Annotated in this window: 13 protein-coding genes and 1 tRNA gene; 6 read left to right on the top strand and 8 right to left on the bottom strand. The window is 63.5% G+C overall.

Annotated features, from left to right (window positions below):
- Nucleotides 1-23: 23 nt before the first annotated feature.
- Entirely contained in the window at nt 24-722 is a 699-nt protein-coding gene (locus VSR72_RS30605) for a DUF4136 domain-containing protein (protein ID WP_342956017.1), read from the bottom strand.
- Nucleotides 723-1,081: 359 nt separating this feature from the next.
- Here VSR72_RS30605 and pepN point away from each other — a divergent pair, with 359 nt between their 5' ends.
- From pepN to VSR72_RS30575, 6 genes are all read left to right on the top strand, one after another.
- Nucleotides 1,082-3,772, top strand: coding sequence for an aminopeptidase N (gene pepN, locus VSR72_RS30600; RefSeq protein WP_342956016.1), 2,691 nt, complete (start codon nt 1,082-1,084; stop codon nt 3,770-3,772).
- A 254-nt stretch (nt 3,773-4,026) separates the two neighbouring features.
- Nucleotides 4,027-5,043 (top strand): class 1 fructose-bisphosphatase, encoded by a 1,017-nt coding sequence (locus VSR72_RS30595; protein ID WP_342956015.1) that lies wholly within the window; start codon nt 4,027-4,029, stop codon nt 5,041-5,043.
- A 65-nt stretch (nt 5,044-5,108) separates the two neighbouring features.
- Nucleotides 5,109-5,184 (top strand) — tRNA-Thr (locus tag VSR72_RS30590).
- Between the two features lie 277 nt (nt 5,185-5,461).
- Nucleotides 5,462-5,824 carry a helix-turn-helix transcriptional regulator gene (locus VSR72_RS30585; RefSeq protein ID WP_342956014.1) on the top strand — a complete coding sequence of 121 codons (363 nt, stop codon included), beginning with the start codon at nt 5,462-5,464 and terminating at the stop codon, nt 5,822-5,824.
- A complete protein-coding gene (locus VSR72_RS30580) occupies nt 5,824-6,372 on the top strand; it encodes an ImmA/IrrE family metallo-endopeptidase (RefSeq protein WP_342956013.1) in 549 nt (182 codons plus the stop codon). Before VSR72_RS30585 ends, VSR72_RS30580 begins: the two co-directional genes overlap by 1 nt.
- A gap of 170 nt (nt 6,373-6,542) precedes the next feature.
- Nucleotides 6,543-6,671, top strand: coding sequence for a hypothetical protein (locus VSR72_RS30575; RefSeq protein ID WP_342956012.1), 129 nt, complete (start codon nt 6,543-6,545; stop codon nt 6,669-6,671).
- Nucleotides 6,672-6,985: 314 nt separating this feature from the next.
- Here the strand turns inward: VSR72_RS30575 and VSR72_RS30570 are convergent, their stop codons facing one another.
- From VSR72_RS30570 to VSR72_RS30540, 7 genes are all read right to left on the bottom strand, one after another.
- A complete protein-coding gene (locus tag VSR72_RS30570; RefSeq protein ID WP_342956011.1) occupies nt 6,986-7,372 on the bottom strand; it encodes a hypothetical protein in 387 nt (128 codons plus the stop codon).
- Complete coding sequence (locus VSR72_RS30565) at nt 7,359-7,760, bottom strand: single-stranded DNA-binding protein (RefSeq protein ID WP_342956010.1); 402 nt, start codon at nt 7,758-7,760, stop codon at nt 7,359-7,361. Before VSR72_RS30565 ends, VSR72_RS30570 begins: the two co-directional genes overlap by 14 nt.
- Nucleotides 7,757-8,188: a hypothetical protein gene (locus VSR72_RS30560; RefSeq protein ID WP_342956009.1), complete on the bottom strand. Its 432-nt coding sequence runs from the start codon at nt 8,186-8,188 to the stop codon at nt 7,757-7,759. Before VSR72_RS30560 ends, VSR72_RS30565 begins: the two co-directional genes overlap by 4 nt.
- Before the next feature lie 190 nt (nt 8,189-8,378).
- Nucleotides 8,379-10,379: an AAA family ATPase gene (locus VSR72_RS30555; protein WP_342956008.1), complete on the bottom strand. Its 2,001-nt coding sequence runs from the start codon at nt 10,377-10,379 to the stop codon at nt 8,379-8,381.
- A 121-nt stretch (nt 10,380-10,500) separates the two neighbouring features.
- The gene (locus VSR72_RS30550; RefSeq protein ID WP_342956007.1) at nt 10,501-10,923 is read right to left on the bottom strand and encodes a hypothetical protein; all 423 of its coding nucleotides are present in this window, start codon (nt 10,921-10,923) and stop codon (nt 10,501-10,503) included.
- Nucleotides 10,924-11,057: 134 nt separating this feature from the next.
- The gene (locus VSR72_RS30545) at nt 11,058-11,750 is read right to left on the bottom strand and encodes a hypothetical protein (protein WP_342956006.1); all 693 of its coding nucleotides are present in this window, start codon (nt 11,748-11,750) and stop codon (nt 11,058-11,060) included.
- A gap of 200 nt (nt 11,751-11,950) precedes the next feature.
- Nucleotides 11,951-13,297 (bottom strand): integrase family protein, encoded by a 1,347-nt coding sequence (locus VSR72_RS30540; RefSeq protein ID WP_342956106.1) that lies wholly within the window; start codon nt 13,295-13,297, stop codon nt 11,951-11,953.
- Nucleotides 13,298-13,372 lie beyond the last annotated feature (75 nt).

Below are 13,372 nucleotides of genomic sequence, written 5' to 3'. Positions count from 1 at the left end.
TTCTGCGAACCTGCGTTACCTGCCTATTTGGCGGGGGTGGCCTGGGGCGCCGCCGTGCCGCCCTGCATCGCACCCGCCGGGGCCGCGCTCGTCTCATTCGGCGCGCCGCCATTCTTGCCGACCGGAATCTTGACCTCCGTCACCGTCCCGTTAGCTAGCGGAAAATTCCCCAGTGCGCTCTGCACGAGAAAAGGCATCACGCGCACGAGCGAAGGATCGTCGCCCGAGGTTCGCGCCTGCACGTTGTAGACCTCTTTGCCGCTCGCCTTTTCCGTGATGCGAATGCCGAGCGCATGCGAATACACGGGATAGCTCTGGTTCACGTAGGCAGGCTGATACGGCCCCCACGCCCCCCACGGGTTCCAGGGCCCCCAGTACGGGCCCGGCCAGGGGTTGTAGAACACGGGCTGCGCAACCGTCACCGTGTCCGTGCGGCTGCCATACGCGAGGCCCACCAGATAACGCGCCTGCGGCTCGGCCACCAGGCGGAACGCGTGCATCGCGAGGCCGTTGGCGACGAACTGCTCGTAGGTGCTCTGCTCGATGCTCTGACTCTGCTCAGGGCTGCGTGTGAACGCAAAGGTACGCGTGGCGTCGCTGCCGCCGTCCCATGCGGAGAAAGCGGTCACCTGGCTCGTCACGTAAGTCGTGCAGCCGGAGAGCGTGAGTGCGAGCGCCGCCAGCATCAGCAGGGCGCGCCGGGTCCATCTGTCGTGCATCATGGTCTTCTCGTAGCAGTGTTGCTTCAGTTGGAAAAGTGCAGTCGTGGGGGCCGCTCTCTCCGATACGATCTTCGCGCCGCGCCTATTCCATGCTCGTTCCATGTCCGATCCGTGCGCATTCCACGCCGGTCGTGTCTTGTTTTGTGGTTCGTTCGCCGCGCGGCAGGGCCTGATCATACTGACTCGCGGCGCGGCGCGAAAGTTCGAAGGCCGGGCGCTGACGGACAAAGCGGCCCGAGCCTTTGTACAATGGGGCGAACCACCGTGCTACGCGGCGGCAGGCAGCGCCCAACGGGCGTCCATGCCGCCGCGGCCGGCCATTCCGATCCACACCGATCCGACACGCCCGAATCCAGACCATGTCCGATACCGCCACGCCCACCGTGATCCGCCGCGAAGACTACGCGCCGCCCGCGTTTCTGATCGATACCGTCGACCTCGAATTCGACCTCGCGCCCGAGCGCACGGTCGTCAAGAGCACGCTGCGCGTGCGTCGCAATCCTGACGCGAAACCCAACGCGCATCTCGAACTCATGGGCGAGCAGCTCGAATTCATCGGCGCGGCGATCGACGGCAAACCCTACGCGAACGTGCGCGCACACGAGCACGGCCTCACTGTCGAGAACGTGCCCGATTCCTTCGAGCTCACGCTCACCGGCGCGTGCGATCCCGCCGCTAACACGACGCTCTCGGGCCTGTACGTGTCGAGCGGCAACTTCTTCACGCAGTGCGAGGCCGAAGGCTTTCGCCGCATCACCTGGTTCCTCGACCGACCCGACGTGATGGCGACCTACACGGTCACGCTGCGCGCCGACAAGATCGCCTGCCCGGTGCTGCTTTCGAACGGCAACCTGATCGCCGAAGGCGACCTGCCCGACGGCCGTCACTATGCGAAATGGGAAGATCCGTTCCGCAAGCCGAGCTACCTGTTCGCGCTCGTGGCGGGCAAGCTCGTGGCGCTGGAAGAGCGCATCCAGAGCGGCTCGGGCAAGGAAAAACTGCTGCAGGTCTGGGTCGAGCCGCACGACCTCGACAAGACGCGCCACGCCATGGATTCCCTCATCCACTCGATCCATTGGGACGAGCAGCGCTTTGGCCTCGAACTCGACCTCGACCGCTTCATGATCGTCGCCGTGAGCGACTTCAACATGGGCGCGATGGAGAACAAGGGGCTCAACATCTTCAACACGAAGTACGTGCTCGCGAATCCCGAAACGGCCACCGACGTCGACTTCGCGAACATCGAAGCCGTGGTCGGCCACGAGTACTTCCACAACTGGACCGGCAACCGCGTGACCTGCCGCGACTGGTTCCAGTTGAGCCTGAAGGAAGGCCTCACGGTGTTCCGCGACCAGGAGTTCTCCGCGGCGATGTCGGGCGGCGACGAGAACGAAGCGGCGCGCGCGACGAAGCGCATCGAGGACGTGCGCGTGCTGCGCCAGATGCAGTTCGCCGAAGACGCGGGCCCGATGGCACACCCGGTGCGCCCGGAGAGCTACGTCGAGATCAACAACTTCTACACGATGACCGTCTACGAGAAAGGCGCGGAAGTCGTGCGGATGTATCAAACGCTGCTCGGCCGCGACGGCTTCCGCAAGGGCATGGACCTGTATTTCCAGCGTCACGACGGCCAGGCCGTGACCTGCGACGACTTCCGCCACGCCATGGCCGACGCCAACGGCCGCGACCTCGCGCAGTTCGAGCGCTGGTACAGCCAGGCGGGCACGCCACGCGTCGCCGTGACGACGAGCTATGACGAAGGCACGCGCTGCTACAGCGTGACGCTCACGCAGGGCTACGCAAACGGCTCGCCCGCGGCGCGCGAAACGCAAAAGGGCCCGCTGCACATTCCGTTTGCCATCGGCCTGATCGGCCCGGACGGCGCGGATCTGCCGCTGCGCCTCGAAGGCGAAGCCGCGGCGCACGGCACGACGCGCGTGCTGGAGCTGACCGAAGCGCAGCAGACCTTCACGTTCGCCGACGTGCCGGCCAAGCCCCTGCCCTCGCTGCTGCGCAACTTCTCGGCGCCGGTCATCGTCGATTATGACTACGGCAACGACGAACTCGCGTTCCTGCTCGCGCACGACAGCGATGCGTTCAACCGCTGGGAAGCAGGCCAGCGCCTCGCCACGCGCGAACTGCTCGCGCTCGCCGCTCGCGCTGCCTCGGGCCAGCCGCTCGAAATCAACGTCGCGCTCGTCGATGCCTTCCGCCGCGTGCTGACCGACGAATCGCTCTCGCCGTCGTTCCGCGAACTTGCGCTCATGCTGCCTTCGGAAACGTATCTCGCCGAGCAGATGACCGAGTCCGATCCGGCTGCCGTGCACGCCGCGCGGCAGTTCGTGCGCAAGCAACTGGCAGCGGCACTCAAGCCCGAATGGCTCGCGGCCTACGAGCGCAATGTCACGCCGGGCGCGTACGAGCCGACGCCCGAGGCAGCCGGACACCGCGGCTTGAAGAACCTCGCGCTCTCGTATCTCTCGGAACTCGGCGATTCCGCACAAGCGGTGCAACTCGCCACGGCGCAGTACGAGGCCGCGAACAACATGACCGATCGTTCGGCGGCGCTTTCCGCACTGTTGAACGTGCAGGCGGCCACCGGCGTCGATGTCGCGCGCAAGGCGCTCGAGGACTTCTACGTGCGCTTCGAGAACGAGCCGCTCGTGATCGACAAGTGGTTCGCGCTGCAGGCCACGCAACGCGGCACGGCGCAACGCCCGACCATCGAGACGGTGCGCGCCCTCATGAGCCACTCGGCGTTCAACATCAAGAACCCAAACCGCGCTCGCTCGCTGATTTTCAGCTTCTGCGCCGCGAACCCGGCTCAGTTTCACGCCGCCGACGGCTCGGGTTACGCGTTCTGGGCCGACCAGGTGATCGCGCTCGACGCGCTCAATCCGCAGGTCGCGGCGCGCCTCGCCCGCAATCTCGAACTGTGGCGCCGCTTCACGCCCGCGCTGCGCGACGCGATGCGCACGGCGCTCGAGCGTGTGGCCGCCGAGGCGAAATCGCGCGACGTGCGCGAGATCGTCGAAAAAGCCCTGGCTTGATCAGACAAAACGAGGCAAAACGCGCGGCGCCGGAACAGCGCCGCTCGCCAACCCACAAACCGGCCTTCGCGCCGGTTTTTTTGCGCATTTTTTCGTGATTATTTCTGGCCGCGCGAGCGCACCCGCCGCCGCGCGAAAAGCCGCACCAGCAAGCCGGACGCGCCCTGGCGCTTTATTTTGCACGGCTGTGCGGCGGGCGGTCACAGTCGAGCGGGTAGAATTGCGCTATTCCCAAGCGTATCCGGAGTACTGCAATGGCTTTGCAACGTCGCACCACCCTCACCAAGTACCTGATCGAGCAGCAGCGCCAGCACAGCAACCTGCCCGCCGACCTGCGCCTGTTGATCGAAGTCGTCGCACGCGCGTGCAAGGCGATCAGCTTCAACGTCAGCAAGGGCGCGCTCGGCGACGCCCTCGGCACAGCCGGCAGCGAGAACGTCCAGGGCGAAGTGCAGAAGAACCTAGACATCCTCTCGAACGAGATCCTGCTCGACGCCAACGAATGGGGCGGCAACCTCGCCGCGATGGCATCGGAGGAAATGGAAACGTTCTTCCCGATCCCGGCCAACTATCCGAAGGGCGAATACCTGCTCGTGTTCGACCCGCTCGACGGCTCGTCGAACATCGACGTGAACGTGTCGATCGGCACGATCTTCTCGGTGCTGCGCTGCCCGGACGGCAAGCAGGCCACCGAAGAATCGTTCCTGCAGCCGGGCACGAAGCAGGTCGCCGCAGGCTACGCCGTGTACGGTCCGCAAACGGTGCTCGTGCTCACGACCGGCAACGGCGTGAACTGCTTCACGCTCGACCGCGAACTGGGCTCGTGGGTGCTCACGCAAAGCAACATGCGCATTCCGGAAGAAACGCGCGAATACGCGATCAACGCCTCGAACGCGCGCCACTGGTATGAGCCGGTGCAGAAGTACATCGGCGAACTCAATGCCGGCAAGGACGGTGAGCGCGGCGATAACTTCAACATGCGCTGGATCGCCTCGATGGTCGCCGACGTGCACCGTATCCTGAACCGCGGCGGCATCTTCATGTACCCCGCCGACAAACGCGATCCGTCGAAGCCGGGCAAGCTGCGCCTGATGTACGAAGCGAACCCGATGTCGTTCATCGTCGAGCAGGCGGGCGGCATGGCGACCAACGGTGAAGAGCGCATTCTCGACATCCAGCCGAAGAGCCTGCATGAGCGCGTGGCCGTGTTCCTCGGCTCGAAGAACGAGGTCGAGCGCGTCACGCGCTATCACCACGAAGCGAAAAAATGAAAAAGATGAGGAAAGGGCTTGCATAATTCGCGGCAACTTCCTATAATCTTTCTTCTCTGATGCACGCCGGAATAGCTCAGACGGTAGAGCAGCGCATTCGTAATGCGAAGGTCGGGGGTTCGATTCCTCTTTCCGGCACCAAAAGATTCAAGCACTTAGCCCAGCCCTAACCGGCTGGGCTTTTTGCTTTCTGGATTCGTGTAAGCGCTGGTGTAAGCAATTTCACACCATCCACCCCTCGCCCCACCCCCTCCGCTCTCCCTCAGCCCACTTCGACAATTCCACATCGGAAGACGAAGGCGCGGCCACGCATGTACCCTATTCGAGAATTTTCTCAAAATATCTTGCGCATCTTAACCGAATCGGTTAAATTAAGATTGCATAAGGATAAATTGAAGGACCCTCACTGGAGAACGAAATGGCACTGACCCCGTTTGGCAAGGCCGTGAGAAAGGCTAGGCTGGATGCGGAAGTCACGCTCTCGGACATGGCTATTGCATTAGGCGTTACCTCCGCGTTTTTGAGCGCGATGGAAACAGGACGGAAAAAGATTCCAAGTGACCTTGTTGCGAAGGCTGAGAGCTTCTTTGCGCAACGAGGTACCCATGTAGAACGGTTACAACCACTTGCCGACGTGTCGAACGCCTCGGTGTCGCTGGAAGGCTTGAACCCAGAACATCAACTTATGGTCGCGGGGTTTGCGCGAGCGTCGTGGGACCACGTGGACATGGGGGACCTGGAAAAGCTGAAGCAGCTACTGAAAAAAATCGGAGGTAACTGATGTTCGGTCACGGTCCATTAAACGGGTTTCGAGTCCCGGCTAAGAGCATCAACGACATACGTTACGTCGCGAATCGCGCTCGGATCGCGTTGGGCCTGACGTTTCCAATTCCGCTTGGCCGCTTTCTGGAACAGCTTTCGAGCTATTCAATCACGCTCGATGTTCTAGAGGACGGCGCAAGTGGATTGCCGCCAGGTGTAGAGGCGTGCTGGATTCCGGAAACGTTCACCCTATGCCTTACGCAGAAAGTGTACGACCGCGCATGCATGAACGATCCACGTGCGCTATTTACGGTATTCCACGAAATTGGGCATGCGTTGCTCGGCCACAAACGCACACTCAACCGTGAAGTACCCGGACGGGAGTTCAAGACGTTCGAAGATTCTGAGTGGCAGGCAAACCAGTTCGCGGCCGAAATCTTGATGCCGCTGGATGAGATTCGAACGCGAGGGTTGCGCACGGAGCAAGACCTAGTGAACGCGTTCGGTGTCTCGATGGAGGCATCACGCATTCGGATAGACCGGCTTAAGAAGCACCGCGAAATGTAAAAACGTCATTCGAGTTGGCGCTCGAATGACGTTCGGGGAAAAGGAAGACAAATGCCTCTGGCTTCCTCTTCATGCGCTCGGTTCAGGAGCACGCGAATTGTATGTAAACAATTTGACTGCTGCAAGCGCGTAAGTTCCATGTCGGTGAGGCATTTCTGACGAGGTCGGAAATGACGACGCAAGATGAAGAGTACATCACCATCTTCCGCCGCTTCCGTCGTACCAAGTCGGGTGCGCTGTTGGATGCCAAGAAATTTGGCATTGCAGCGTGGCCGATTAAGGTACGCCGCAAGCAATAGCGGCAAAAGGTAGCTGCATTCGGCAGGCTCGGCACGACCCGTTTTCGGGGTCGTGCGGGGTACCTGTTGCTATCAACTCATCGGTATTTATAGGAACTTACGATATGGCACTCTCATGCCACTTTCCAAAGTCCGTACACGTTCGCCCTTATGTACGGATGCGCAAGGGCCGTCTTGAGACCGTCTGCGAGCATTGTCGCAGCTATCCTGGGACGTAATTAGCCGCAACTGCACCTGCTTGCCGTTTGATAGTGCAGGCGGGTGCATCCCGAAGCGTGCGTCACTCGCGCGCGCGCGCGAAGGCGAGCAATACCTTACGGCGGGCGCGAATCCTTATCGAATTCCTGGACATCATCGGCAGTAACGTAAGCGCCCGAGCCGCTGCCATCGCTGCGTAGCACCCAGCTACGGGTTATGTATGGACCATTACGGTTGGCGGGTCGCTGACTATGGCGAATCTGGTTTTGAGCCTGCCGCACTCGCCTCGCAAACTCGCGTGCATCGCCGGGGTTTTCGTCGCGTCCACTGCTCTGTTCCAGCAGCAACCGGTTAAGCGCCTGTGATAGCGACTCGCCGCGCCGCCGTTGCGCCGCGAGTGCCCGGCGCGCCTCGTCGCACATGAAATACGACACCCGTTTGAAGTTGGCCGACGCGAGCAATTCGCGGTGCCGCGCTGTGCGCTCAGGGTCAAAGGTCGTCATCGTAAAAGCCTGCGTCAGCGGTAGCCGGTTCGCGCCCGTTCCGAACGGGGCGGCGCACGCCCTGCACTGCGGCGCGCCGCTTCGTCACATGGTAGGGCGACAGCGCCGCCGTCGCGGTCAGCTTCACCTGGGGGCGTGCTTCGCCCTGCGCGGGCGTCCACACGCTAACCGTCAGCGAGCCGCACAAGGCCACGGGGTCGCCGTCACCCAGCGTCAGCAACGTCGCCTTCACAGTCTCGGAAAACGCAATCACGTTCACGAATTGCGCTTCGCCCTCGCCCGTGCCACAGCGCAGGGTCGCCGTGACGAACGTTTTGCCGCTGCCGTTGCTCGCCGTGCGCTGCTGCGGCTTGCCGTGCAGCTTGCCGCTCACTAATGCGTCAATCATTCGGCCACCTCCACTGTTTCGCGCTCGCGCGCGGCCTGCTGCTCGCGTACCACGGCGGCCCAGCCTGCAATCGACGTTTCGCAGGTCATTTCGAAATCACGCCAGCCGTCCGCCACCGGCACGCCAAACGCGACGGCCAGCGGCCAGACGCAGCGCCACGGCGAGCGGTCGCAACGCACGAACAAGGCGGGCAGTTCGCCAGTTACCTGCGCCTGCGCCACGGCCTGCCGCCACCACGCAACGAGATCGCCACGGCTGGCGGCCCGCACGCGTTTGCATTCGACGGCCCAGCCATCGACGCCCAGCACGTCCGAATCGCCGGGGTGCTGCCGACAGCGCCGCCGCACATCCGCGCCCAATTCGTCCGCCAGCAGGCGCGCCAGTTCGCGTTCGCCGTCGCCACCTTTTCGCCGCTGCATCGCTCCCATGCTCTGCGCTCCCGGCGTGGTTTCGCTCCACGCTGAAAATCACGTTTTCCCCACGGTCAGGTGTCGGGTCTCACTCTCACAACTCTCACCCCCTTATAGGGGGGTGTGAGTGAGTGAGAGTTGTGAGACTCCTCACACCCGCTCACAAACCCTCACTTTGTGAGAGTTGTGAGTTTGTGAGTGCTAATCGTCAGCGATGCCACATCCATTCGCCGTCCGTGTCGTACCACTTCGCCTGCATCGCAAAAATCGCCCGCTTCGCTGCCCACCTGCGTTTGTCTGGTGGGTACTGCACCAGCTTTGGTGCGACAGCTTCCACGGCGTCTGCGTAGAGCACGCACGGCCTTGCGACGGGCGCACCGCCTTTGCCTAAGTCGCGTGACGCTTTCAGCAGCGCGCCCACCGTTTCATACACAACCTGTTGCTGTGCCGTCGTGGGCGCACGCAATACGGCTGTCGATGCTGCGCTACCGTTCGCGGGCACCACAACGCAGGACGAAAGCTCATCGCCGTAATCGTCCACGCCGAACGGAACCACGCACAGGTCAAAATGCGCCTCGTTGCCATCCGCGCCATCCTTGGCCTTACTCACCCGCCAGCGGCGCGTACCGCCCTCGCGCACAACCTCAATCGAACAATCGAGCGCTCCCCGCAACGTGGAGTGGCCGCGCTCGCCCTTCGTCGGGTCTTTACCGGAGTGATGCACCAGCAATACCGCGCCGCCCGTTAAGCGTTGCAATGTGCTAGCAGCGTCCACCAGCGCGCCCATGTCCTCGGGCGAGTTCTCATCGAACGCCCCCATGCTGCGCGCGAGTGTGTCGAGCACAACAAGGCCGCTCGCGCCGCCTGCGGCAACGATGGAGTCTGCGAGGTCGGGCGCGTCTGCGCGGAGGTCGAGTTCCTGCGCCACAAAACGCAGGCGCTCGGGCAACTCGTCGCTGTGGTGCGTCTGCCAGGCTTGGAGACGTTGCGCCATGCCAGCGCGACCCTCAAGTGCGCAATACGTCACGGGCGCGCCGCTCAGGCGGTAGCCGAACCATTCCGCGCGGCCCTGCGCGATGGCGGCGGCCACGTCGAGCGTCAAAAAGCTCTTGCCGCTGCCGGGCGGGCCGTATAGCGTCGCCAACCCTTCGCGTGGCAACACGCCATGCACCAGCCAGGACATAGGCGGCTGGGTCAGCAGGTCGCGCGCAGCGAGCACGCGAAAGCGCATTTCGGGGCTGTGCGGCTTCGCCAGCAGGTCTGCCAGCGCTTCGTCGCCGTGCGCCGCTGCGTACTCGGCTGCATCGAAATTCGGCGGCGCATCGTCGGGCATCGGCACCCACGTGCCGCGCACCTCGCGCGCCACTTTCTCGGCTTCGACTTCTTTTCCACGGTCGGGTATCAACACAATCTGCGCGCCGGGATACTTCGCGCGCAGCGCCCTGGCGACGGTCATAAAACGGCCCACGCCCGCCGTTACCACGCCTGCCGCCTGCGGGTCCGCGCGCACGCAGGCCCACGCCGTTGCGATGCCTTCGCAGGCATACAGGCGGCCATCTGGTGCGACGGCGCCTGTAACGAATGCGGCATCGTCAAACGCCGCGCGGGGCAGATTCAGCTTGGGCGCGTCCGCCTCGGGCGGCGGCACGTATTGCAGCGTGCGCAATCTGCCGTCTGCGATGCCCCAGTACGGCACCGCCAGCCAGCCCGCTATGCGCAGGCCGCTTATCGTCTGCGTGCTCTCGTCGGGCACCACGCGTAGCCCTTCGCCAACACCGCACTTCGCGGAGATATAGCCGTGCGCCTCGGGCGCGTGCGCGTAGCTGTCCCATAACGCCTGCGCGTCCACGCGCGGCCTGTCGGGCTTCGTCGGCTTGCTCGCGGGTCGCGCGGCGCCGTTCGCGGCTGGCGGACGCGGCGGTGCGTCGTATCCGTTGCCCTTGTACGGGTCGCACCAGCCTGCATCGTCCGCCAGCTTGAACAGCGTGCCCGCGCCGATGCCACCGGATTTGATGGAACGCCACACGCTACGCGTCGGGCGCTCGCCGCCGTAATTCGGCGCGCTCGCCGACCATTCCAGAAAATCGTCTTCGCTCACGCCCGCCGCCTTGGCAGCCATGCCCACGCGGACCCATGTTTCGCGGTCGCATCCTGCATCGAGCGCCTGTAACGCGCTGCGTGCGCGGCCGTAATCGTCGGCGCCATTCATGCTGCCCCCCGCGAGGCAATCACGCGCAAATGGCGCACGTTACCCGTGCCGCAAAATTCGTTAGAATTGCCAGGCAGATACGATGCGCCCGGCTCGCCGTTTTGGGAGTTGGGCGTTTTTTTCACTTCGCGCCCCCGCTGCGGGTCAGTTGCGCCTGCGAGCCAGCATCCACCCATGATGCCCCCCCGGCTATCATCAGGCGCGCCAGAGAGTCAGCGGGCCAGAGCAGGCGACCAGACGCAAGCTTTACCGGCACCAGACCGAAATAGCTGCCGTCATCGCACAAGCGGCGGCGGATAGTGCCCTGGGTGATATTCAGCGCGCGCGCAAGTTCGGCGGTTGTCAGCGGCTTGACTGGCGGCCCGCGTATCGCGTGCGCTCGCGCAGGTTGGCTTTCGTAAAGCGGCGTCGCGTCATCCAGCCCATCGGGCACCAGCGCGGCCAGGGCAGCGAGCGCCGCCGCATGCGCGTCCTGACACGCCTTTTGTGCGGCGCGCAGCCTTTCAGCCAGCGTGGCCAATTGAGGGGAATTGCAGGTTTGCATCGTTCGTCGCTCCTGCGCCATCGCAGGTGATGGCGTCGCGAACGATTGAGCGCCCCGAACTATCCCCCTCGCAAGTTTCCCCCTATCTCTGTTTTTTGGGGATACCTACCAGGGGATACCGTTGCGAGACTCTGCTATTTGCCACCCTGTATGCGCTTGTCGGCGCGCAGGCGCTCCCAAGCGTGCTCAAAGCTACTCCTGGTAAGCAAGCCCGCCTCTTTCGAGCAAACGACCCATACTTTGGCCTTTACTCCTGACTTGCCTTTCGTGGGCGGAAGTGCCAGCGGGTCAAAGCCTAGCGCGCGTATCACTTCGAGGACGCGAGCCTCTTGCCGCTCGGCCCTGGAAACATGCACGGCAGCGGCAGGCACCGTGCTTTGCGCATCGGCTTCGGGTTGTTTGCGCACGTCCCAATGGACCTCCGCGAATGCCTCAAGGTCCGCGCCACGGACATACACCCCCGCGAATGGGTCAAACTGACCGCGATTTGGCAAGGTCGTGAGAATGTGGCCCAGCCTGTCGCGCAACGTCAGCAAGCCAGCACGGGCGGCGCCTTCGACCTCGGCGCGCATTTCGTCCATGACGTGCATGCGCAAATGCCCCCCGTATGGCAGCGTTCGGCCATACCTGCATCGACGCTCACGTAACTGCACGGGGTTGCACTGCCAGTTGCGCCGCTTGCCGCGTACGGTGTACCACACCCGCTCGGCACGAATGCGCGTGCAGTACGCAACGATGAACTGCTCCACGTCCACAAGGTCGTCATCGCTGGCGGGACGAAAGAAGGTAACGCGCGCGGGACGCGGCGGTAGAATGCCGTCAGCCATTGGCCGTGTCTCCCTACAAGACAGGGTATTGGTCAGGCGACGCGCCTAGCGCAAACTAGACGCGTCGCCGCTTCCCGCATGGCGTTTCAGTAGTGCGCTAGCGTTCTGCTAGCATCCTGTAGTAATCCTCAACAATTCAGGGCCGCTGTCGCCGCGCGAAGACGATTGAGCGTACCACAACCCGCCGAACGGCTTTCCAGCTACTTGATGGCGTGCAATGCTCCCGTTTGCTGCACGGCTGCATCAAATTCAATCCCAGCCTGTTCGAGCATCCACGCTTCTATGCGGTCGTGCCACAGGCGCAGCAAGTCGAGCGGGCGACGCACGTAATGCTTTTCTCGCAGGGCGGACGGCGCATGGCCCTGTAACTGCGCCGTGATACCAGTCGGAACCTCGCACCATTCGGACAGGCTGGCGAGGCTGCGGCGCAAGTCGTGAATCGTCCGGTGCGGCAGGCCCGCCGCTGCCAGCGCGCGATTGTGGGCAAAGCGTGGCTCGGCAATCTTTCCGTCCTCTGCCTGGGGCGAGGAAAACACCCATTCGTTGCGACGCGGCAGCGCGTCAAGCACGCTGGCAAGGTAGGGGGTGAGCGGTATTGTGCGCTGGCCCTCCACCTTGTCGGCAATCGTCATCGAACGCCAGCGGAAATCGAGGTCCGTCCATTTGAGCGAGGCCATTTCCTCGCGCCGTGCGCCGGTAATCAGCGTGGCTTGCAGGTAGGCACTAGCAACGCGGTTATCCAGCGACCGGACGGCAGCAAACCAGCTTTTTAGCTGCTCGCGTTGCAGGGCGCCGCCCGCCTTCGCCTTGCTCTGTGGCACGAGCCCCCTTACTTTGGCGGATTGCCACGCGTCCGCGCTCACGATGCCCGCGTAATCGTCATGGTCTGCGCTCCAGCGAATGAACGCCTTTAGCAGGCGGTACGCGTGCGCCGCGTTCGTCGGGCGTTGCGCCGTTTCGACTTCAAGCCAAGCCGAAACCCGCGCGGCGGTCAGGTCCGCCAGCTTAAGCGGCATCAGCACGGCCAGCGGGCCTGCGGTCGTTTTCGTGCCTTTCTTGGCACGCTTGCGCGGTTCGCCACCGGGCGAGGCGAGCGCCTCATGGTCGGCCAGATAGCGCGCGCTGCGCGGCTTCTTCGTCTTGGGTGAAATCGCAGTGCGCAAGTGCTCCAGATAAACGCCCCACGCCTCGCGCACTGTTACATCGTCACGCTGCGCAGCCTGGCGGCGGGCCTCGGCGGCGGCGCGGTCGGCTTCCATCGTGGCGCGCTTTTCCTCGCGCGGGTCTTTCCCTGCATCAATCAGGCGTTGCAGTTCGCGGGCACGCTCGCGGGCGTGGGCAATGTCCCAGTCACGCTGCTTCCCGATGGTCAGCCGAAATTCGCGGCCATCGCGCAGGCTAGCCTGGAACACGTAGGACCGTGCGCCCTTCGTCGTGACGCGCAGTGCCAGCCCAACGGCCTCGCTGTCCCACAGAAAAGACTGCTGCCTGCCCGGCTCGCATACGAAATCGCGCACCCGCGCCGCCGTGAATTTCACCCTTGCCATAGTCGCTCCCGTCGCGCTTACATCGTGCCGCCCATCGACCATGTAAGTGCCTGTGTAAGCGAATTATAGCAATAT

The organism is Paraburkholderia sp. JHI869, from assembly GCF_038900775.1.
Lineage (GTDB): Bacteria > Pseudomonadota > Gammaproteobacteria > Burkholderiales > Burkholderiaceae > Paraburkholderia.
Note: the sequence above shows the minus strand (reverse complement) of the source record. Positions and strands in the feature narration are given on the sequence as shown.